18 protein-coding genes and 2 pseudogenes are annotated in these 21,894 nt (G+C 49.4%); 18 read left to right on the top strand and 2 right to left on the bottom strand.

Going from position 1 to position 21,894, the window contains the following annotated elements; translation table 11 throughout:
* The first annotated feature begins 3 nt into the window (after positions 1 to 3).
* From OXG87_08680 to OXG87_08620, 13 genes and pseudogenes are all read left to right on the top strand, one after another.
* The gene (locus OXG87_08680) at positions 4 to 2,481 is read left to right on the top strand and encodes an ABC transporter permease (GenBank protein ID MCY3869619.1); all 2,478 of its coding nucleotides are present in this window, start codon (positions 4 to 6) and stop codon (positions 2,479 to 2,481) included.
* Positions 2,482 to 2,495: 14 nt separating this feature from the next.
* A complete protein-coding gene (locus tag OXG87_08675; protein MCY3869618.1) occupies positions 2,496 to 4,883 on the top strand; it encodes an ABC transporter permease in 2,388 nt (795 codons plus the stop codon).
* 267 nt (positions 4,884 to 5,150) lie between these two features.
* Entirely contained in the window at positions 5,151 to 6,242 is a 1,092-nt protein-coding gene (locus OXG87_08670; GenBank protein ID MCY3869617.1) for a hypothetical protein, read from the top strand.
* Positions 6,243 to 6,585: 343 nt separating this feature from the next.
* Positions 6,586 to 7,149, top strand: coding sequence for an NUDIX domain-containing protein (locus OXG87_08665; protein ID MCY3869616.1), 564 nt, complete (start codon positions 6,586 to 6,588; stop codon positions 7,147 to 7,149).
* Between the two features lie 15 nt (positions 7,150 to 7,164).
* The gene (locus OXG87_08660) at positions 7,165 to 7,914 is read left to right on the top strand and encodes a metallophosphoesterase family protein (protein ID MCY3869615.1); all 750 of its coding nucleotides are present in this window, start codon (positions 7,165 to 7,167) and stop codon (positions 7,912 to 7,914) included.
* A 298-nt stretch (positions 7,915 to 8,212) separates the two neighbouring features.
* Positions 8,213 to 8,560 carry a hypothetical protein gene (locus tag OXG87_08655; GenBank protein ID MCY3869614.1) on the top strand — a complete coding sequence of 116 codons (348 nt, stop codon included), beginning with the start codon at positions 8,213 to 8,215 and terminating at the stop codon, positions 8,558 to 8,560.
* A pseudogene (locus OXG87_08650) lies at positions 8,560 to 8,922 on the top strand (HNH endonuclease signature motif containing protein). The gene OXG87_08655 and the pseudogene OXG87_08650 overlap by 1 nt, the downstream one beginning before the upstream one ends.
* Positions 8,923 to 9,551: 629 nt before the next feature.
* On the top strand, positions 9,552 to 10,172 hold the full coding sequence (locus OXG87_08645; protein ID MCY3869613.1) for a 2-phosphoglycerate kinase: 621 nt from the start codon (positions 9,552 to 9,554) through the stop codon (positions 10,170 to 10,172).
* 76 nt (positions 10,173 to 10,248) lie between these two features.
* Positions 10,249 to 10,338: pseudogene (locus OXG87_08640) on the top strand (antibiotic biosynthesis monooxygenase).
* 103 nt (positions 10,339 to 10,441) lie between these two features.
* Positions 10,442 to 11,602 carry an ankyrin repeat domain-containing protein gene (locus tag OXG87_08635; GenBank protein MCY3869612.1) on the top strand — a complete coding sequence of 387 codons (1,161 nt, stop codon included), beginning with the start codon at positions 10,442 to 10,444 and terminating at the stop codon, positions 11,600 to 11,602.
* Positions 11,603 to 11,766: 164 nt separating this feature from the next.
* Positions 11,767 to 12,036: a DUF4160 domain-containing protein gene (locus OXG87_08630; protein ID MCY3869611.1), complete on the top strand. Its 270-nt coding sequence runs from the start codon at positions 11,767 to 11,769 to the stop codon at positions 12,034 to 12,036.
* A gap of 11 nt (positions 12,037 to 12,047) precedes the next feature.
* Positions 12,048 to 12,350: a DUF2442 domain-containing protein gene (locus OXG87_08625; GenBank protein MCY3869610.1), complete on the top strand. Its 303-nt coding sequence runs from the start codon at positions 12,048 to 12,050 to the stop codon at positions 12,348 to 12,350.
* A 123-nt stretch (positions 12,351 to 12,473) separates the two neighbouring features.
* Positions 12,474 to 12,950: a GNAT family N-acetyltransferase gene (locus OXG87_08620; protein MCY3869609.1), complete on the top strand. Its 477-nt coding sequence runs from the start codon at positions 12,474 to 12,476 to the stop codon at positions 12,948 to 12,950.
* A gap of 158 nt (positions 12,951 to 13,108) precedes the next feature.
* Here OXG87_08620 and OXG87_08615 read toward each other — a convergent pair whose 3' ends face one another.
* On the bottom strand, positions 13,109 to 13,810 hold the full coding sequence (locus tag OXG87_08615) for a YceI family protein (GenBank protein ID MCY3869608.1): 702 nt from the start codon (positions 13,808 to 13,810) through the stop codon (positions 13,109 to 13,111).
* Positions 13,811 to 13,970: 160 nt separating this feature from the next.
* On the opposite strand from OXG87_08615, the gene OXG87_08610 reads away from it, so the two are divergent.
* On the top strand, positions 13,971 to 16,187 hold the full coding sequence (locus tag OXG87_08610; protein ID MCY3869607.1) for an NADP-dependent isocitrate dehydrogenase: 2,217 nt from the start codon (positions 13,971 to 13,973) through the stop codon (positions 16,185 to 16,187).
* Positions 16,188 to 16,273: 86 nt separating this feature from the next.
* Here OXG87_08610 and OXG87_08605 read toward each other — a convergent pair whose 3' ends face one another.
* Positions 16,274 to 17,185, bottom strand: a complete 912-nt coding sequence (locus tag OXG87_08605; GenBank protein ID MCY3869606.1) for a ribonuclease H-like domain-containing protein — start codon at positions 17,183 to 17,185, stop codon at positions 16,274 to 16,276.
* A 106-nt stretch (positions 17,186 to 17,291) separates the two neighbouring features.
* On the opposite strand from OXG87_08605, the gene OXG87_08600 reads away from it, so the two are divergent.
* From OXG87_08600 to OXG87_08585, 4 genes are all read left to right on the top strand, one after another.
* Positions 17,292 to 19,199 carry an ABC transporter substrate-binding protein gene (locus OXG87_08600; protein MCY3869605.1) on the top strand — a complete coding sequence of 636 codons (1,908 nt, stop codon included), beginning with the start codon at positions 17,292 to 17,294 and terminating at the stop codon, positions 19,197 to 19,199.
* Positions 19,200 to 19,202: 3 nt separating this feature from the next.
* Positions 19,203 to 20,201, top strand: coding sequence for an ABC transporter permease (locus tag OXG87_08595; GenBank protein ID MCY3869604.1), 999 nt, complete (start codon positions 19,203 to 19,205; stop codon positions 20,199 to 20,201).
* A complete protein-coding gene (locus tag OXG87_08590) occupies positions 20,194 to 21,336 on the top strand; it encodes an ABC transporter permease (GenBank protein MCY3869603.1) in 1,143 nt (380 codons plus the stop codon). The genes OXG87_08595 and OXG87_08590 overlap by 8 nt, the downstream gene beginning before the upstream one ends.
* A gap of 3 nt (positions 21,337 to 21,339) precedes the next feature.
* On the top strand, positions 21,340 to 21,894 hold a 555-nt coding region (locus tag OXG87_08585; protein ID MCY3869602.1), incomplete at its 3' end, for an ABC transporter ATP-binding protein.

Raw genomic sequence — 21,894 nt, 5'->3', positions numbered from 1 at the left:
TTCATGCTGAAGAACTATATCGCAGTCTTGATTCGGTATATGCTGAAAAACAAGCAATATGTTGTATTGAATATCGCGGGACTTGCCATAGGAATGACCACTGTGATGCTTATCGCGCTCTTTGTCCAGCATGAGTTTAGTTATGACCGCTCTCACAAAGATTCTCATCTGCTCTACCGCGTCTTACGAGAGACGCGATCCGAACAGGGTCAATCCACATACTCAGAGCGACTGTCTGGCGCGCTTGGCCTGGTTATTCGGGAAGAAATGCCAGAAGTAAATCAAGTCGTCCGTCTGCATCGCCGTGACGCCTGGATAAAATATCAAGACAGGGTGTTTGAACAGATCTTATGTCTGGCCGATGAAGGGCTTCTGGAGACGTTTCACTTTCCCATCCATACCGGAGGACCAGCCCAGCGGGTGCTCAGGGAACCGGGATCAATCCTGGTAACGCAATCCGCAGCTCAAAGATTCTTTGGAAGCGAGAACCCCATCGGTCAGGTCCTTTCAGTAGAAAACTACTTATTCGGAGGGGAATACTGTGTGGCAGGTGTTCTGAAGGATATCCCGAATACATCTACGATCTTTTTTGATTTTCTCGTCTCTCCGGAGAGTCTGAGGAATGAATTCAGATACTGGGACACATGGCTTCCACGGGGAGCCGCTCGCGTTGAGATCTATTTGCGCCTTTCCGAAACCGCCTCTTTGAAGAGCCTTGAAGCAAAGCTGAATGACGCAATGCTGAGACATATGGGCGAGGAGATTGCGAGGACCAATGCCTATCATCTTCAGCGTGTAACCGACATTTATCTGCTCTCGGGAGACCGATTCGGCATTCTCAAACAGACATTCAGCTATATCATCAAGCGGCCGTATGGGAGCCTGGGAACCGTGGAGCAAGCCTCGCTCATCGGAGTCCTTATTCTCGTCATTGCCGCAATGAATTTCGTGAATCTGTCCACGGCCCTGTCGATCAGCCGAAACAGAGAGGTCGCACTGCGAAAGGTTGTAGGAGCAACCCGGGGCCAACTGATCAGGCAATTCTTAGGGGAGTCCCTGCTGCTGTCCCTACTTGCGCTACTGGTCGCCTTTGTTCTAACTGTGCTCACGCTACCTGTATTCCGATCCTTTATCGACCGACCTCTGTTCATCAGTTCAGGAGACTTCCCCTCGATTGCAGTTTCGTCACTCGGACTGGCTTTGATTGTCGGCCTTACGGCGGGACTCTATCCGGCCATTTTCCTCTCTGGTTTCCAACCGGCGAGTACCCTCAAGGGCGTCCCTCAGCTTGGATCGAGCAAAAGAGGCCGACTTCGAAAAGTGCTGGTCATCCTTCAGTTCTCAATATCCAGCATTCTGATTGTGGGCACCCTGGTGATATCCAGCCAGCTATCTTTTATCCGCACGCAATTTGGGTTCAATAGAGACCATATTGTCCTGTTGCCAATTTTCCAGGTAGCCGGTAGCGTCGAAGAGCTTGGACCACTCGGGACCCAGTTAAAAAAACGGTTTCAGACGATAAAGCAGGGCTTCCTCGAGCACCCCAATGTTCTGAAGGCTTCAACGTCGCGATTTTATCTACAGGACTGGTCAGCACACTATAAATTCAGAACGCCAGAGATGGCTGAATTTTTGGAGATGCGGACATTTCCAGTGGATGAGGATTTTTTCGATCTGTATGAAATTCCGTTCGTGGATGGGAAGACGTTCCCAAGGGAGTACACGGCCATCGCACATCGAGAACGAATCAGGACGGGACAAGAGGAGTACTTCATTCTCAACGAAGCCGCCGTAAAGCGTCTGGGATTGACTCATCCCGTCGGACAGTCATTTGAATGGGCAGGACGAACGAGAGGAACGATCATCGGCGTTGTGAAAAACTTTCATTTACGCACGCTTCATGAGGAAATCGAGCCAGCCGTATTCACAACAGAACACTGGAATATGAAAATCCTGCATCTGAAGATCGCATCAGAGGGTGTGCCCGAAACCCTGGAATTCCTCAAAGAAACCTGGCACCGTTTTCTCCCTCAGCGTCCGTTCGACTATGAATTCCTTGATGCGCGTTTGGATTTTTACTATAGAGAAGAAATACGACTGGGCCAGATCTTCGGCACATTTTCTTTAATCGCCATCTTCGTTGCTTGTTTAGGACTCGTCGGTCTCTCATCCTTCATGATTCAACTTCGAACCCGAGAGATCGGCGTACGAAAGGTCCTGGGCGCCTCTGTATCAAACATCGTACTATTGCTCTTCAGCGAGTTTTCGAAGTTGATCGTCGCTTCAAATCTCATTGCTTTGCCGATCGCATTCTATCTCCTGAGCCGCTGGCTTGAGAGCTTTCCTTACCGGATTCAATTGGGCATAGAGCCATTTCTTTTAAGCGGAATTATTACGATCGTCGCTTCTCTCACGACAATCAGTTTCCATGCTTTCAGAGCGGCGACAACCAATCCAATAAACGCATTGCGGACAGAATAGATCAGGGGGATGTGATGTTCAAGAATTACTTGACGGTCGCTTTTCGGAATCTGCTTCGGCATAAGCTCTATTCGTTCATCAGCCTCTGCGGACTGGCCGTCGGGCTAGCTTGTTTTATCGTAATCTACTTATTCGTTCAGTATGAATTAAGCTACGATCAAGACTACCCTGAAGCGGATCGCATTTATCGCGTGATTCGAGAGACACCGAAGGCGGGGGGATCGGGATCGACTTTTAGCTGGGCGACATCGGGCAGACTGGGACCGGCTCTCGTGCGGGATTTCCCGGAAGTAGAATTATCGGCCAAGATATCTACCAGAGACGTTGTGGCTCGGTCTGAGGACAAAATATTTGATCTGTCTGTCAACCTGGTGAATGCTGGATTCTTCGAGATGTTCGGCCTGTCATCCGTGTCAGGCGATATTCAGGCACTTTCCAAAACCCCATACACCGCAATGTTAACGGAATCGGCGGCCAGACGAATCTTTGGTCGAGAGAATCCGGTAGGCAAGGTGATCCGGTTTGATAAAACCTCAGTCAGAGGAGAGTATCAAATCCTGGGCGTACTGAGAGACCTACCCAAAACTTCCACGCTTCATCTGGAGATGGTGCATTGCACGCCAGGATCATTTAACCTGTGGGACGACTGGCTGCGCAGATCAGCGTTTACTGGTTTCCCAACATTTATTCGGCTCAAATCCGGAACAGATGTCGAGGCACTCGAACGCAAGATGTCGAATTCTATCGCGCGGTATCTCGGCGAAGATATGAAGTCAATGGCCGCATATCACCTTCAGCCTATGACAGAATCGCATCTGTATTCGATCGTGGACTATGGCATAGAGAGTAACGGGAATATTCACCATGTCATGATGCTTACCGCAGTGGGCATCTTTATGATGGCGATTGCGTGTATCAATTATACGAATCTATCCACCGCCCGTTCTGCCAGACGGGCACGAGAAGTGGGCTTGCGCAAAGTCGTTGGCGCCTTCAAGAGACAGTTGTTCCTGCAATTCCTCGGAGAATCAATGCTGCTGACGCTTCTGGCTATGGTACTGGGCCTGGCGTTGGCCGAATTGACCTTGCCCTGGTTCAGCGGATTTATGGGCCGCGATTTGGCTCTGGAAATGGACGCCTCGTTGTGGTTTGCATTGGTGGGTATATGGCTTCTGACTACCCTACTGGCCGGGAGCTATCCGGCATTCCTTCTCTCGGCCTTTCATCCAGGTAATGTACTTAAAGCCGACTTACAATCAGGCGCGAGTGGCGTCTGGTTGCGGCGAGGGCTTGTGGTGTTTCAGTTCGCGCTGTCGATTCTACTGATGATTAGTACGGACGCTGTTTCCCAGCAACTCTCATATCTTCGAACTAAAAACCTCGGCTATCGCAGCGATCAGATCATCGTGATGCCAATTTTTGCTCGCCACGCAAGAACAGAATCTGACTACCTGAAACATCTCGCTGTCAGATACGAGACAGTAAAGCAGGCATTCCTGGCGCATCCGAGCGTACTAAAAGCTACGGCATATCGGTTTACCATGGGGACACGCGGAATGACTGGAGAAGGTGGAATGACGGTGGAAGGAGGCCCACCCTTGCGGGATCTTCATCCGAAAGGAGATGCCAATATGGATGTTCTGTTCATACCGATGCAGGAGGTGGATGAAGATTTTCTGGATACCTTTGAGATTGACCTGGTCGCAGGACGTATCACAGAGAATGCGATTCCTCACGGGCCTACAATCGATCAGCGGAATATGGATATGTTGCTTACGGAATCAGCGATCCAGATGTTGGGATGGAAAGGTGATGGCTTAGCGTCAAGAACAGGTCCTATCGGTCGCCAGATGACCGCGAAATTCTGGAGAGGCGAATTGACAGTCGTCGGCGTGATAGAGGATTTTCAGTTGGGTTCTTTACACGAAAAGATAGGGCCAACCGGCATCTACTTTCGCCGAGGCTGGTTTCGACATTTAGCACTCCGAATCGATACCAAAGATTTGCCATCAACCATAAAATTTCTCGAACAGACGTGGCATCGCTTTGTGCCGGACGCGCCATTTGAGTTCGAGTTTCTGGATGATCGACTCGCCCTGGCTTACGAAGCCGAGACGCGCTTGGGACAAATGTTCCACATCTTCTCTGGACTGGCTATTCTGGTAGCTTGCCTGGGGCTTTTTGGTCTTGCCGCATTCACAGCGGAACGGCGAACCAAAGAGATCGGTGTACGCAAGGTGTTGGGTGCTTCGTCGTTGAACATCGTGACAATGCTGTCCAAAGAGTTCTTGAAGCTTGTGGTTGTGGCCAACTTGATCGCCTGGCCGATGGCCTACTGGGTGATGGATGGTTGCAAAACTTCGCCTATCGGACAGCAATGGGATGGGATCTATTCGTGTTGAACGGTATTCTATCGGCGTTGATCGCACTTTTAACAGTGGGGTACCAGGCTGTTAGGGCGTCCCTGGCAAATCCAGTCATAGCACTGCGACACAACTGACCAGGAGACAGGTATCGTGTATCGGCGGCATCGTAGCTATCGAGCATTCTATCGGACTTTGCTGATGATGAAGGCGTTCTCAGTTTCCAATCGCAGACGAGAGTAGTCTGGGGAAAACCACTGGCATAGCCGAAGACCTGGCATCGTGCGATGCAGAAAGGGAACAACAATGCCACTTAATATTGAAGAAATGCGTATCAGACTCAGCGAATTTCTTGAACACTCGCAGTCCAATCCCTTATCGTCTGACGATTCTCCATTACGCCAAATGTGTCTGGAAGTTGAGACTGAAATTGATTCCCACTTGACTCCAGAGTTAGTTCACTTAGCCGACGACATCTACAGATATTTGGGACAGGACGGATTGGAGAAACGCATTTCTCTTCATCGAACATATATCGATGCTGCGCCCAATGTAGAGGAGAGATTCTGGTCAAACTGGCATTTGGTTGATACGCTCGCAGTTATGAGACGGAACAGCGAAGCAATTGAGGAACAGAAAGCATTTTACAAATGGGCGCGTGCGGAACTGACCATTGGTCACATGGTAAAAACCCTATTTGATAGTACTCAAGCAAGATGCTGGGTAGTAGAAAACCAGGGCGAAGATTGGTTTAAGCTCTACTACAATGTTTTGGGAAAAACGGAATCTGCCCAAATTGACCGGCAGGATCTTTGCATATTTATACGTACAGGATCTGAGGTCGCGGCAATGGCAGAGAAATTTCCTGAAGCTATGACGGAAGCCAATCGACTTGGCGAGATAAACCAGGATCCCGAATGGAAGCATTACATACAATTCTGGCTTGGAGCAATTACGACAAAACTTGAGGTTTATCGCAAGCAGAGCTTTTGGGATCAATATGACCAGCTTTCTGAGGAGACAATTTCTCTCGTTGAGAGAAATGTCATAAACCCAAAAAAGAAAATATCCGTATCTGACCTTGCCTGGATAGCCCATGATTTGGGTGCATGTCTCATGTGGGCAAAAAGATATAAACAAGCCAAACGGCTTCTGGAAATAGCTATAGAGCAAGATGATAGCGGTGGGTCACATTTTTTTCTTGCCACCTGTATCTGGGCTTCCGAAAAAGATCGAAGTCAGACTTTGTATCACCTGAGATATGCTCAACAAACAACAAAGCGCAATGTTTTAAATCGAGGAGGATATTATAAATTCTTCCTTAATCTTCCTGAATTTGAAGACGTAAAAGATGATGCGGATTTTCTTGAGGTTTTGGGACAGAGATCAGAAGATTAACCAGTTAGCCTGCGTCCTGTAAGCCCACCCAACCATTTTAAAGATTTTCACAACAGCAGTCTGCACTATCAGCTTTCAGGCCATCCGGGCTGCATTATGAGTGAATTAGAAGGACAACCCACAGAAAGGTGTTTAAGTGCAAGACCTATCGGGAGGGTGTGATGTTCAAGAACTACTTCGAATGAAATCGGACTCTGTTCAACCACTGTCGCAGGTTAAAATTGCTGGCATATTCTCAAAACGCAAAAGGTTCGGGGAAGAGGCCAAAAAATTTGAATTATTGGACAATTTCAGGTGTATGCAATAGATAGAAGACTCAAAAATATTAAAGGAGAAAAAACCAGTGCCAAATTTTGGAGCCAGTGCAGTAGTTGTCTCAGACGGACAAGTTCTACTCATTAAGCGGAAGGATGTCGAGGTCTGGGCATTACCCGGTGGTGCAATTGATTCAGGCGAATCGACTGCACAAGCGGCGATACGCGAAGTCAAAGAGGAGACGGGGATCGACATCCATCTCGTACGCCTGGTTGGTATATACTCAAGTCCAAACTGGCGCTCAGGCGGTGACCATGCGATCGTTTACGCGGCCATTCCGAAGAATGACAAACCGGTACCTCAAGCGAACGAGGTTTTAGATGTTGGCTATTTCAGTCCAGATCAGTTGCCCGAACCGTTTACGTGGTGGCATCGTCGAAGAATTGATGATGCTCTGCGTGGGGTCACAGGCGTTTCTTGCGTACAGGACAGAGTCTGGACACTGGCCCCGAACCTGAGCCGCCGAGAGATATACGACATGTTGAGCCGTTCAGGTTTATCGCCCAGTGACTTTTATGAACAGTATTTCACTGAAATAGGACAGGTCGGAGAGAAAATCGAAGTTGACGGCGTTTCGGTAATAAAAGAATAGCCCAAGGAACTGTGTATGAGAATCGCCATTTTTTCTGACATTCACGGAAATATCATTGCTCTTGATGCCGTTCTCAAGGACATAGCAAATTCGGAGCCATTCGATGAGTATTGGATCCTCGGAGATCTTGTAGCATTGGGACCCTGTCCAGTCGAAGTTCTCGAACGCGTTTCCGCATTGCCAAACACCAGGATCATCCGTGGCAACACAGATCGTTATGTCTTCGCTGTTGACCGTCCCCCACCGTCGATGCAGGAAGCCGCGAAAGACCCAAGCAAATTGACGGCGCTTGTAGAGTGTGCAGCAACTTTTTCGTGGACTCAAGGTGCCATAACAAATGCAGGTTGGTTGAACTGGTTGTCTGAGTTGCCTCTTGAGATAGAAGCCAATCTGCCAGACGGAACGCGAGTCCTTGCTGTTCACTCTGCACCCGGGCGAGATGACGGCCTGGGTATCAAGGCAGGTCTAAACGAAGAGGAACTCGCGCTTGTGCTGGGCGACTGCGATGCAGACTTGATCATAGGAGGCCATCACCACCGCACCTTAGATGTAATGGTCAATGGCCGTCGAGCAATTAACATCGGCTCTGTGAGTAATCCACATCCCCCAGACCTTCGTGCAAGCTATGTGATTTTGGAATCAGATGAATCAGGTTACCAGATCCATTTTCGGCGTGTGGACTACGACCAGGCAGCGGTTATTGATCAACTGATCCAGATCAGACATCCGGCGAGCGAATGGATAATCAAACACTTTCGGGAGTAGCTAACTCTAAGTGTGAGAATCAGCAATTTTTAAGTTGACACGCTACGTTACGTTATAAGTGAACGGAAAGGCTAAGACTTCTTTGAAGATCGAGTCCCTCTACCGCAGGCTGAAAGCTCTGTGGCACATTAAAATACTTTTTCTTTACTGATGTGAGCGTACAAGCATTTTTACAAAATAACAGGCAATGCGCCTGACTTTGTTCACTCTGAAAAAAGTTCAGCCTTGAAAAACGGTTATTATTGATTATTTTATAGGGAAATAGCCGTATTGCGCCGCAAACATCAAGAGGTCTATCATGAAAATCACGATGGATATTCCCGACGATCTGGCCGCGCGGTTGCGCGATAGAGAAGATCACGCCGAAATTATAGAACTTGGACTTCGCAAAATTGATGCAAATGCGCATTCGACCTTTGAAGATGCTTCGGAGATATTAGAAAAGCTGATCGCCCTTCCTTCTGCCGAAGAAATTATAGAACTTCGACCATCAGATAGATTACAAAAACGAATTGACGCTTTGCTAAAAAAGAATCGCACTGAGGGATTGCAGCCCGAAGAAGAAAAAGAATGGGCACACTATGAATATCTTGAACATCTGATTCGGTTAGCCAAAGCAAACGCTGCCTTAAAGCTCAAGACCTAATGAGTTCATCATATATTCCCACCAATCTGCGTAGTCAGGTTATTGAACGTGCTAATGAACTATGCGAATACTGTCTTATTCCACAATCATTTTCATTTTCTACACACCAAATTGATCACATCATTGCCCAAAAACACGGTGGGCAAACAATCTCTGAAAATCTCGCGCTTTCATGTTCATTATGCAATAAGCATAAGGGAAGCGACATAGCATCTATTGATCCACAAACAGGGAGTATCACCTCGCTGTTCAATCCTCGCCAGGATATTTGGGATGATCATTTCGCATTGCAGGTATCTGGAAATATTCATCCACTATCGCCAAAAGGTCGCGCAACAGCTCGCCTGCTCCAATTTAATCAATCCTTTCGCACCCTGGTCTTCCGACAGGGTTCGATGAAATTTCTGTATCTCAAAATTGCCCCTCAAAATATGCGTGAAACCCTTCAATTTATTGGACAAATGTGGAAGGAACTACTACCCGAACGACCTTTTACCTATGCATTTTTAGACGAAAAACTGGACCACACAAACTATGCGAAAGAAATTCAGTTGAGTCATGTTTTCAGCGCATTCTCTGCATTGGCCATTCTCATCTCTTGTTTGGGACTACTTGGCCTGGTCTCATTCATGGTTGAGCGACGCACAAAAGAAATTGGAATCCGAAAGGTATTAGGTGCCTCAGAGTACAATATCTTGCGATTATTCTTAAAAGAATTTTTGTTCCTGGTCGTTATATCAAATGCGATTGCTCTCCCCATCGCCTACTGGAGCATTCGCCAATGGTTAGAATCATTTGCCTATCGAACACAGGCGGAAATCACCCTATTTGCGGGCACGGGATTATTAACCCTGTTCATTACCGGGACCACCGTAGGATTTCTCATCTTAAAGAATGCGCGCAGAAATCCGGTTGACGCGCTGCGTTACGAGTGAACAGAGCGATAAAGACTTCAAGGACACTTTTTTCACATGCTCGAACAATAAAAATTATGCGTGATGTACCTACCCACTTAAGAGTAATTCTCATCGGCGGCTCATCCCACTCAGGAAAGTCGGCCCTATCCGAGTCGATAGCCGAAAATCTGGGGTGGAACCGAATCTCCACAGACACACTTGCCCGTCATCCTGGCCGACCATGGCGACCCGCACCAGAAAAGGTACCCGACCATGTGGCGGAACACTATCTCTCCCTATCAGTTGACGAACTAATCAAAGATGTACTCCACCACTACAGGGTCAATGTATGGCCAAAAGTTGAGGAAATTGTCGCGTCTCACATCAATGATCCTTCCCGAGGGGGATTAATCATAGAAGGATCAGCGCTATGGCCCGAACTTGTAGCAACCCTGAACTTCGCAAATATTTCTGCATTATGGCTTACAGGGAGTGAGGAGGTTTTTCGGCAGAGGATTCGCGATGAAAGCCTGTATCATTCGAAGTCGCTTCGGGAACGAAGAATGATTGATAAGTTTCTGGAACGCACGCTCGTCTATAACGCACAGATGATTGAAATCGTCAACCAACATGGTTTCATTCTCGTAGATGTTCAACAATCTAATTTAGCAGAGCTAACCCAAAGGTGCTTATCAATACTCAGGAGTTCCCGCTGAATAGGCTATTTAGCGGGAATCTTTTATTTTTGAGAAATTTGTCGGCTGACATCTCAACAAACAAAAGGAACAGAAAATGATTTTAGAAGTTGCAATATGGGACGTTAAGCCAGAGCGTGAAAAGGAATTTGAAGCAGCTTTTGGCGAGGCGCAAAAAATTATATCGCGTCGTAAGGAGAAAGACCATGTATTCAAGATTTATCCTGAGAACTCTGGGAAGTTTTTCAATTCTCTTTTTTTGTAATACACAAAATATAATGGGGAATGAGTTGAATATCGCGGCAGAGATCGGAGATACCACCAAAGTAAAAAACTTACTAAAGAAAGGCGTAAATATAAATGAGCGGGATAGATTTGGAAGAACACCTCTCATTTACGCAGCTCTGAATGGTCATGAGCACATCATAAACATGCTGCTCGAATCTCATGCTGAGATTCATGCCAAAGATCATTTCGACCAAACGGCATTGATTGCAGCAGTCAATAAAGGACATGTGAACAGTGCTAAAATTTTGCTAAAAAATGGGGCTAATCCATCGGCTCCCAATAGTGAAGACGAGCTTCCTGTATTTATAGCCTTTGAACGGGAAGACTTCGAAATGGTAGATTTATTATTAAAGTACGGAATCAAAATTAACACTATAGACAAAAAAGGTAGGACCGTTCTTCAGAGAATTATTGAATCAAATGATGTAGAACTCGTGCGAACAGTTTTAAGACGTGGTGTGGATGAAAGATATATCGTACATCTGGCTGCCAGTGTAGGCGACACAACATTGTTAAAGACATTCTTAAAAAATAAAATAAATATCAATCAAAAGGATCCATTGGGGAGAACGCCACTGCTATTTGCTCTATTATATGATCGCACGCAATGTGCTGAAATGCTATTGGATCATGGCGCAGACCTTTCGCTTGTCGAAATCAACACTATAGATGAAAGAGGAAAGACCGTTCTTCAGAAAATTATTGAATCAAATGATGTAGAACTCGTGCGAAAAATCTTGAGACAGGGCGTAGATGAGAGATATATCTTGCATCTGGCTGCTGGCGCGGGCGACACAACATTGTTAAAGACATTGTTAAACAACAAAATAAATGTTAATCAGAGAGATCCATTGGGGAGAACGCCCTTGCTATTTGCTCTATTATATGACCGCACGCAAGCTACTAAAATGCTATTGGGTCACGGTGCAGACTTTGCGCTTAACGATGAACAGGGCAAAACCCCATTAATGGTGGCTGCAGAACGAAGAAATATCGAAGGTCTGAAACTCCTTCTGCATGCAGGAGCAAGTATATTCGCACACGATAAACAGGGTTTTAGTACTTTAGAATACGTAACATTTGGTAATATTAACAGGCAGAATCAGGATAAGTGTATAAAACTGCTCAAATCTTTTATGGAGGGTAAAGGATTAGATAGGTGAACTTGTCCAAATATGTGCAATTGGTTCAGTTGAATAATCAAACAGGTAGCTCATTCCATCGGTGACCCGTTAAACGAGCATACACAAAAATCTGTTGACTCAGAATTTCTCTTGATGATTTTGATTCGTAATAGTACACTTTGATAGGATGGAAAAGGAGTGTAATGCCAGAGATTGCCCGATTTTTCGGCATCATAATACGTATGTATGCTGAGCCTAATGCACCTCATCACCGACCTCATTTTCACGCTTATTATCAAGGAGACGTTGGGGTATATGCCATTGATACCATTGAGTTGATTGCGGGTCAACTTCCACGGCGCCAGCAGCGTCTAATTGAGGCCTGGATAGAGTTACACCATGAAGAATTACTGGCAGATTGGGAACGATTACAATCAGGTCGAGCACCTTTCAAAATAGATCCTCTTCAATAAAGGAGATCGACATGCATCATCCCATATATCGCGTAATATTTTTTGAAATACACGCACCCTATACGCTTCGCGTTTGTTTTGACGATGATACGGAACAGATGATTGATTTCCAGACCATATTGGAAGGTGAATTATTTGGGCCTCTTCGGGATTTATCCTTATTCAACCAAGTGCGGATTGATCCAGAGGTCCATACTCTGGTATGGCCGAATGGGGCTGATTTTGACCCAGCTACTTTACACGATTGGCCTGAGCATCTTCCTGAACTTAAGCGCCTGAGCGAGCGCTGGTCTCTCGTCGAGACGGAGGGCTAACGCAGAGGAACTCCAATGTGCTTATGAGAAAAAATGAGGAATTTGGATTGCGACAGCACAGGTACTACAAATTCTATTGTGGTACCGTAAAAACGAATGTGGAATAGCCTGTCTTAATAAGCCATGCAAATCGAGAATATCAAACATCACCTCGATGCCATTGACACATTATCAGAGGCGCAATTTGAACTGTGGGGACCTCTTACAGGTCGAAACACACTAAAAGAATATCGCGAGTTACTCCACTTCGCAGCCGAATCCGAGAGCCTGCCGACCACGCTCGTAGCCGTAGAAAAAGCAACCGTTCTCGGCTCCGTAAACGTAATCGAAAACGATCTGCCACTCCGTCCTGATATTGCACCCTGGTTAGCACAATTATTCGTATTTCCGAATTTTCGACGCCGGGGTGCAGGCGCATTGCTAATTGCGGGTGCGATTGCAGAGACCCGAAAGCTGAACAGGCCGATACTCTATCTGTACACATCCGGAACACTACCGAATTATTACGAGAAACTCGGATGGTCTCGCATGGAAGAAATCGCGTACCTGGGCAAGCGCAGAGTGATAATGGCTTACGAAATCGATTTGGGGATAAAATAGTAGCGATTGCTACGAAATAGATGAGGGGATGACTTCTTGTTTCATAGACAGTTCAAGGCAGGTGCTGAACACTTTTATTTGAAGCAGCTTTTGGCGAGGCGCAAATATAAATGAGATTGATTCAGGTGAATCGACAACGCAAGCTACAGTACGCGAAGTCAAGGAGGAGACGGGGTATCAACGTCCATCTCGTATGCCCTTTTTGGGTGCGTCGAACCAAAAAAGTTTGTCTGCAAATCGATCTTCTTCCCAACCCGGTTGCCCACCAGCCCGCGCGCGCCTGCAATATCAAAATCCTTCAACGCAATCTCAAACTCGCCCTTAACCACAAAAAAATCCCCCGGTGCTCGCTTCTTTGTCTGCTCCGACGCCAGCAAATACGTCGCCTCAAAAGGAATCTCCATCTCCTTATCCATCCCGTGCAGTGAAAACGTCCCCATAGCCAAACCCTTAATAAACGCCCTATCTTCCCCTGTCTCCACAGACACATCCTTCAACCCCGCAATCTCAAACACAATCACCGGAAACTGTTTTTCATCCAACCAATCCGCGCTATGCAAATGCGCGTCGCGCTTCTCAATACCCGTTTCCATACTCGCAACCTGCACCTCAATCTTCCCCGTCATACCCTCCACATTCGCCGGATCCAGCTTCAACGCACCCGAAATCTCCGACGCTGTACCGTGAATCTCCTCCAGCGGTGCCGAACTCACAAACTGAATCTGGTTCTTACCCACCTCATTGCGCAACACAATCGTCTGAACACCTTCAACCGGCAACCCCAATGAAGTCTCCGCCCAGACCTGCTGCGCTGCAACACACCCGAAAAAAAATAAACCAATGATCCACCGCATATTCATGCTTTTTCTCCTTCTCTTGTGGTAACACCCAATCCCCATTTTAGATTCACAAACAACATCCGCGTTCCCGAAATCCTGCAAATATCTACTTGACGTACGCCTTCCCATACTCGTATAATACGCACTTCAAAATCCGCCACAACAAAACTCAGGGAATATCATGGCCTCAATCGTCTATACAAAAACCGATGAAGCACCCGCATTGGCAACGTGCTCTCTGCTCCCAATCATCAAAACCTTCACAGAGCCCGCAGGCATTGAAATAACAATAGAAGATATTTCTCTTGCCGGCAGAATCATTGCGAATTTTCCGGAAAACTTGACCGAAAGCCAGAAACAATCCGATGCGCTGATGGAATTGGGTGAACTGGCAAAAACACCCGAAGCCAACATCATCAAACTGCCCAACATCAGCGCCTCCATACCCCAGTTGACCGCAGCAATCCGCGAACTGCAAGAAAAGGGATATGATATCCCGGACTATCCAGAAGAACCACAAACCGAAGCAGAGCGAGAAATTAAAGACCGATATGCAAAAGTTCTGGGAAGTGCCGTAAACCCCGTCTTACGAGAGGGAAACTCGGATCGCAGGGTGGCCTCTGCCGTAAAAGAATACGCCAAAAACAACCCGCATCCCATGGGCGAATGGACCTCAGAATCCCAATCACATGTGGCATACATGCGCGATGGAGACTTCTACGGCAGTGAACAATCCATCGTAGCAGCAGAAGACGGAACGCTTAAAATCGAGTTTATCGACAGCAATGGAAACACAACGGTTCTCAAAGACGACATATCCGTCCAGACCGGTGAAGTCGTCGATGCAATGGCCATGAACTGTCGCGCACTGCGCGCATTTTACGAAACCCAACTCGAAAATGCAAAAAACAAAGGCGTATTATTCTCACTCCACCTCAAAGCCACCATGATGAAAGTATCAGACCCGATCCTCTTTGGTCACGCGGTCTCTGTCTATTACAAAGACGTATTTGAAAAACACGCCGCTGTATTTGATGAACTCGGCATCGACCCAGACAACGGCATTGGAGAAGTATATACAAAAATTGCGCGCCTGCCAGAAACGCAACGCGCAGAAATCGAATCCGACATTGCCGCCTGTTATACCCATCGCCCGGCCCTCGCGATGGTCAACTCAGATCGCGGCATCACAAATCTACACGTACCCAGCGACGTAATCATCGACGCATCCATGCCCGCAGCAATCCGCGAATCCGGACAAATGTGGGGACCCGACGGTGAACTCCGCGACACCATATACACCATTCCTGACCGCTCTTATGCGCGCATCTATCGCGAAATCATCGACTTTCACAAAGAACACGGAACATTTGATGTCACCACAATGGGCAATGTATCCAACGTGGGATTAATGGCACAAAAAGCAGAAGAATACGGATCGCACGACAAAACTTATGAAATACCTGCAAACGGCCGCGTTCGCGTCATCGATACTTCGGAACAGGTCTTGCTCGAGCACGAAGTGGAAAAAGGGGACATCTGGCGCGCGTGTCAGACCAGGGACCTTCCAATACGGGACTGGGTCAACCTCGCCGTCAACCGCGCGAGAATAACCGGATCAGCGGCCATATTCTGGTTGGACGAAAACAGAGCGCACGACAGAAATCTGATCGACAAAGTCGATACCTATTTGAAAGACTGTGACACAAGCGGTTTAGACATCCAGATACTGTCCCCAACAAAAGCCATGCGCGCAACCCTGCAACGCGCAAAAGAGGGCAAAGACACCATCTCCGTCACCGGCAATGTCTTGCGCGACTACCTCACAGATTTGTTCCCAATACTCGAACTGGGAACCAGTGCAAAAATGCTCTCAATTGTACCCCTTCTCGCAGGCGGAAGCCTCTTCGAAACCGGTGCCGGAGGCTCTGCCCCCAAGCACGTACAGCAATTTGTAGAAGAAGGGCATTTGAGGTGGGATTCAATGGGAGAAATATTGGCCCTTGCCGCATCCCTCGAAGACCTGGGACATAAAACCAACAACAAAACAGCCAGCATCCTATCCGAAACACTAAACGAGGCAACCCGCGTATTTTTAAACAACAGAAAATCGCCTTCGCGCATAGTACACGAATTGGACAACCGCGGAAGCCATTTTTACCTCGCGCTATACTGGGCACAAGCACTGGCCCAACAAAGCGAAGACGCGGCACTTCAAACGCGATTTGCAAAATTGGCACAACAACTCGAAGCAAATGAAACAACCATCATCGACGAACTCAATGCAGCACAGGGTCCACCCGTTGACATGGGCGGCTATTACCTCCCAGACACCGAAAAAATAACAGCAGCCATGCGCCCGAGCGCAACATTCAACGCCATATTGGACAAGGCGTAGAGGACGATCCCTGTGCCGTCCCTCATGATTACCTGTGGGCGACCACAGAGCCTGCCCCGTAATGCTTTTATACGGGGGGGTCGCCCCTACACTTCCCTCTTCCCCTCCAGCACACGCAATAACACCTCTGTCGTCGTCAGCAGATCCAGCGCATTGTGGTACAAAATATCGCGCATTTGCACGGCATTTCCCGACTTGACAAACCGGTGATACGCATTGGGAATCTCCGCGCCTGGAATATCGCCTTGCCGGGTGCGGCGGCAAATATATTGCTCCAGAGTCTGCAACTTGCAATTGGGCAACTGCTTGCCCCAAATGCGACGTCCCGCATGCAACATATCGATATGTGCTTGTCGCATCTGAAACGGCACACCCAGAAACAAACACCGGTCGCGGATATAGGGCAAATCATACGACTTGCCATTAAAGCTCACAACCACCGTTGACGCATCCAACATGGTGACGAAGTGCGACAACAACGCGGCCTCCTCCGTATAATCCCGCGCCAGCAACTGCACGATGCGCAAATCGCCATCAAAATGCCCCAACACACCAATCAAAAACAGCGGCGTACCAGCCGTCAACCCCGTCGTCTCAATATCGACGTAAATCACATCTTCGGCGCATACATCAATCAAAGAATGAAATGTATCATACGGATCATGCGGCACATTGCCCTCATGTAACGCACCAATCGCGCGTTCGTATCGCGCGCCAAACGCGCGCCCACCACCGCGCAGAACCTCTTGAACAGTCTGATCAATCAGCAAAAATGTGCCTGCGGGCGTATGAATCTCCTCGCCCTGTGCCACCTCGTCCAGCGAGAGATGCAATCGCGCATCGGACGCAGCAGCCATCACGCGCAACTCGCCGGGATCGGGCGCGCGCCTCTCTCCACGGGCAGACCGAACTTCAGGCTCTACTTGCCCCTCGGCTTCCGAAACCTCATCTGCGTGTTTCAAATCGCGGCGATTGAGCGCGGCGATGCGTCTTCTCATCTCATCAGAAATCATAAAAACAATATACTCGCACAACAGCCAATCCGTCAAGGTGATAGAAAAAAAACTCGCATAAAAGAAACAGTTTGTTTAATTTAGAACCCCTATGAAACGAACCTATTTTCTCATCCCCCTAATCTTCTGTGGTTGTCTCGCACCCGACCCAGGGCATCTTGCAAAAACAGGTAAAGCCGCACAATCCAACGCGGCGATTCGCGAAACGCGCGCACCCGTACAAATCGACCCGGAAATCCTCATCAACCGCACCTTTAATGAAGCCCCCATCCTCGCCGAAAAAGTAAAAAAGGGGGAACTCCCCCCCGTATCTGAACGCCTGCCCGAAAATCCTCTCATCGTCGTCCCCATGGACACCATCGGACAATACGGTGGCGTCTTGCGGCGCGCACTCACGGGCGACATCATCCAAACAGCGGGCGTCAATAAAACACTGAGCGAAAACCTCATGGGATTTGCGCGTCCCATGCCCGACAGCATCGTACACAACCTCGCGGAAAGTTTTGAATTTCGCGACGAAGGCCGGACCGCAATCTTCAAAATCCGCAAAGGCATCAAATGGTCTGACGGCGTACCATTTACAGTTGACGACATATTGTTCTGGTACTACGACATGACCTTTGACGACAATGCCCGCCCCCACAACCAGCCCGTACCCCCCTCTGTGTGGGTCGTCGATGGCAAACCCATTGACCTGAAAAAAATCGACGACCACACCCTTGAAGTCTCATCGTCCAAACCCCTCGGCCGCGTATTACACGCCCTGTGTTCAGACGTCATCGCACAGCCCAAACACCACCTGTCACACCTGCACCCCCGCTACAACCCCGAAGCGACCTATGAAGAATTTCGAGAACAAGCCACCAATGCCATGGTCATCATGAAACCCGGCATGCCGCGCTTATCCGCCTGGGTCCCCGTCGAATGGATTCGCGGTCAGCGCATCGTCTATGCGCGCAACCCCTATTATTGGAAAATCGACACAGCGGGCAACCAACTGCCCTATGCAGACCGCATCGAATTCACCGTCATCCAGGACCCCCAGGTTATCCTGCTCAAATTTGTCAATGGCGAACTCGACCTGTTTGGACGCTACTCTCGCATCAACATGTTTCCCACCCTGCGCACCGAAGAAAAAAAGGGCAAATTCAAATTGCGGATCACCGGCCCAGACCGCGGTCCGGCATATTACCTCAACTGGGACACCCCAAAACCCGCCCTGCGAGAAGCCTTTCGCAACCGCGACGTACGCATAGCCCTGTCATACGCGATCAACCGCGAAGAAATCAACCAGATCGTCTATCACGGCCTCCTCGACCCCGCGGGCTACTCCTTTGCGCCCTCTAATCCGCACTATTCAGAAGCCGCCTATCGCAAATACGCCAAATTCGACCCCGACAAATCCCGCGACCTCCTCGACAAAGCCGGACACCGCGACACAGACGGCGATGGTTGGCGCGAACTCAAAGACGGCTCGCGTTTTGAACTCAACATCGACGTCGTCCCCGGCGTCGGCGTCGATGTCTCTGAACTCGTCTCCGAACACTGGCGCGACATAGGCATCAAAGCCAACCTGAACATTTCCCTGCGCGACATTGTATGGCCCCGCCGCCTCAACGGCGAATACGACATACACCACTGGGGCCTCGAAGGACCCGCCGACCCTCTCGGCCGCCTCAATGACTGGGCAATCATGGCACCCACCGTCCCCTTTTGGCACCGCAACGCCTCCAAAGAAGGTCCCGCGTGGTTGCACGAAGCCACAATGCGCATCAAAAAAGTATTGACAACCGTAGATCCCATAGCCGTTCATGAACACATGACAAAAGTGCGCGACCTCCACACCGACAACGTACCCGTTATTGTCGTCGGATCCGCCTACTCTATATGGGGCGCCAGCACACGACTGGGCAATGTCCCCATGCAGGGCAGCGCTGCCGACGTACACCGCGGCTGGGGTCGCCCCGTGTTTCACGAACAGATATTTATAAAGCAATAGCCTATGACCAACTACATCATCCGTCGTCTATTGCACATGATCCCCACGTTGATCCTGATCTCAATGGTCAGCTTTGTGGTCATACAAGCGCCGCCGGGCGATATGCTCACCTCTCGCCTCGCCGAATTGGCCGAACAGGGCGAACTCGGATCTGAAAGCGCGATGGCGCAAATCGACGCCCTGCGCGAACGCTATGGCCTCAACGACCCGATCTATGTGCAATACATCCACTGGATCTGGAAAATCGTCAGCAAAGGCGACTTCGGGCAATCCTTCACTTACGAAATGGACGTGATGGAACTCCTGGCCGAACGACTGGGCCTCACACTCACACTCACACTCTCCACATTGATCTTCACCTGGATCGTCGCCATACCCATTGGCATCTACTCTGCCACCCGGCAGTATTCGATAGGCGATTACGGCTTTACCTTTCTCGGATTCATCGGCCTGGCCACCCCAAACTTTTTGCTGGCTCTGGTCATCATGTTCATTCAGGTCGCCGTCTTCGAAGCCGAATCCGTAGGCGGGCTCCTCTCCCCCGAATACATCGGCGCTGCCTGGACGTGGGCAAAATTTGTCGATCTCCTCAAACATATATGGGTACCCATCATCGTCATCGGCACGGGCAGCACAGCGGGTATCATCCGCATCATGCGCGGCAACCTGCTCGACATACTCGGCCAACAACACATTCAAACCGGCCGCGCCAAGGGCCTCAAAGAAGGCAAAGTCATCGTCAAATACGGCGTGCGCATTGCCATCAACCCCCTCGTCAGTCGCCTGGGCCTCGAACTGCCCAACCTGCTCTCTGGCGCCGTTGTCACCGGCATCGTACTCGGCCTGCCAACCGCCGGTCCCATTTTTCTCACAGCACTCACATCTCAAGACATGTACCTGGCAGGTGCATTCCTGCTCCTGGCCGCCACTTTCTTGCTCATCGGCAATTTATTAGCCGATATTCTCCTGGCCTGGCTCGACCCGAGGATTCGCTATGAGTAGTGTCGTCGAAACACCTCCCGACGAGCGCGAAGAAACCCTCGTCGAAGAAAATACAACCACCGCCACCTATTCACAGCACCAGCTCATTTGGCGGCGTTTTAAAAAACACCGCGCCGGCGTCATCGGTGGATGCGTGGTTATCTTTCTCTACGTCTGCGTCTTTCTGGGCGAATTTCTATGCCCACACGATCCGGCGCATCGCTACTATAACTACGTACACCTGCCCGCCCAGCGCATCCACATATTCTCTCAAGACGGCATCCACTGGCCCTTTGTCTATGGCATCAAAAAATCTTTTGACCTCCAAACCGGCGTCAAGGCCTATACAGAAGACGCCTCTGTGCGCTATCCCGTGTACCCCTTTGCGCGAGGTGCCCAATACACATTCTACGGCCTCTTTACCACCGACATCCACCTGTTTGGCACCGGCAAAGGCAATCCGATGTTCCTCCTCGGCACCGATCGCTTTGGGCGCGACATGCTCTCGCGCATCATCGCAGGGGGACGCATCTCCCTCACCATTGGTCTCCTCGCCGTATTCATCAGCCTCACCCTCGGCTCTACACTCGGTGTGATCTCTGGCTATTACGGCGGCAATATCGACAACATCATCCAGCGCATCATCGAACTCATCTTTGCATTTCCATCTATCCCCATCCTCATGGCTCTCAGCGCAATACTGCCTCCCGAATGGCCCTCGCACCTGGTCTTTATGGGTATTGTCACCGTACTCGCGCTCGTGGGCTGGGGCGGACTCGCCCGTGAAATACGCGGTAAAACCCTGTCCATCCGCGAAGCGGACTTTGTACTGGCCGCCCGCGTGGCCGGCGCCAAAGATCGGCGCATCATTTTTCGGCACCTGCTCCCGTCCATGTTCAGCCACATCATCGTCATTGCAACCCTCGCAATTCCCGGATTCATCCTCGGCGAAAGCACGTTGAGTTTTCTCGGCCTGGGCATCAAGCCCCCCATGACCTCCTGGGGATTGCTCTTATCCGACGCCATGAACATTCACTCACTCAGTCTCTATCCCTGGCTTCTCATCCCGGGTGTCTGCATCATCATCGCCGTCCTCGCCTTCAACTTCCTCGGCGATGGCCTGCGCGATGCAGCTGACCCGTATTCGAGCAGATAAGATATGACCCAACCGCTCTTAGACATACGCGACCTCAAGACCTATTTCCACACCGACGATGGCGTCGTGCGCGCGGTCGATGGCGTATCCCTATCCATAGCACCCGAAAAAACCCTCGGCCTGGTCGGCGAATCGGGCTGCGGAAAAAGCATCACCGCCTTTTCAACCATGCGCCTCATCCCGAGTCCCCCGGGCAAAATCGAACACGGACAGATCCTCTTTCACAAAGATCCCGAAAGCGATCCCATTGACCTGACACAGCTCAATCCCAAAGGCACGCAAATGCGCGACATTCGCGGGAATGACATCGCCATGATCTTTCAGGAGCCTATGACCTCTCTCAGCCCTGTACACACCGTGGGCAACCAAATTGCCGAGGCGATCATGCTGCATCAGAACGCAGACAAAAAAGAAGCTCGTGAACGCGCTATCGATGCCCTCAACAAAGTGCGCCTACCGCGTCCCGACCGTCAGGTCGATGCGTATCCCCATGAACTCTCAGGCGGCATGCGTCAGCGCGCCATGATCGCAATGGCCCTCTCGTGCAATCCCAGCTTG

The sequence above is a fragment of the Gemmatimonadota bacterium genome (assembly GCA_026706845.1).
Classification (GTDB): domain Bacteria; phylum Latescibacterota; class UBA2968; order UBA2968; family UBA2968; genus VXRD01.
The sequence above is the reverse complement of the archived record's forward strand: the minus strand, read 5'-3'. Positions and strand labels throughout refer to the sequence as shown.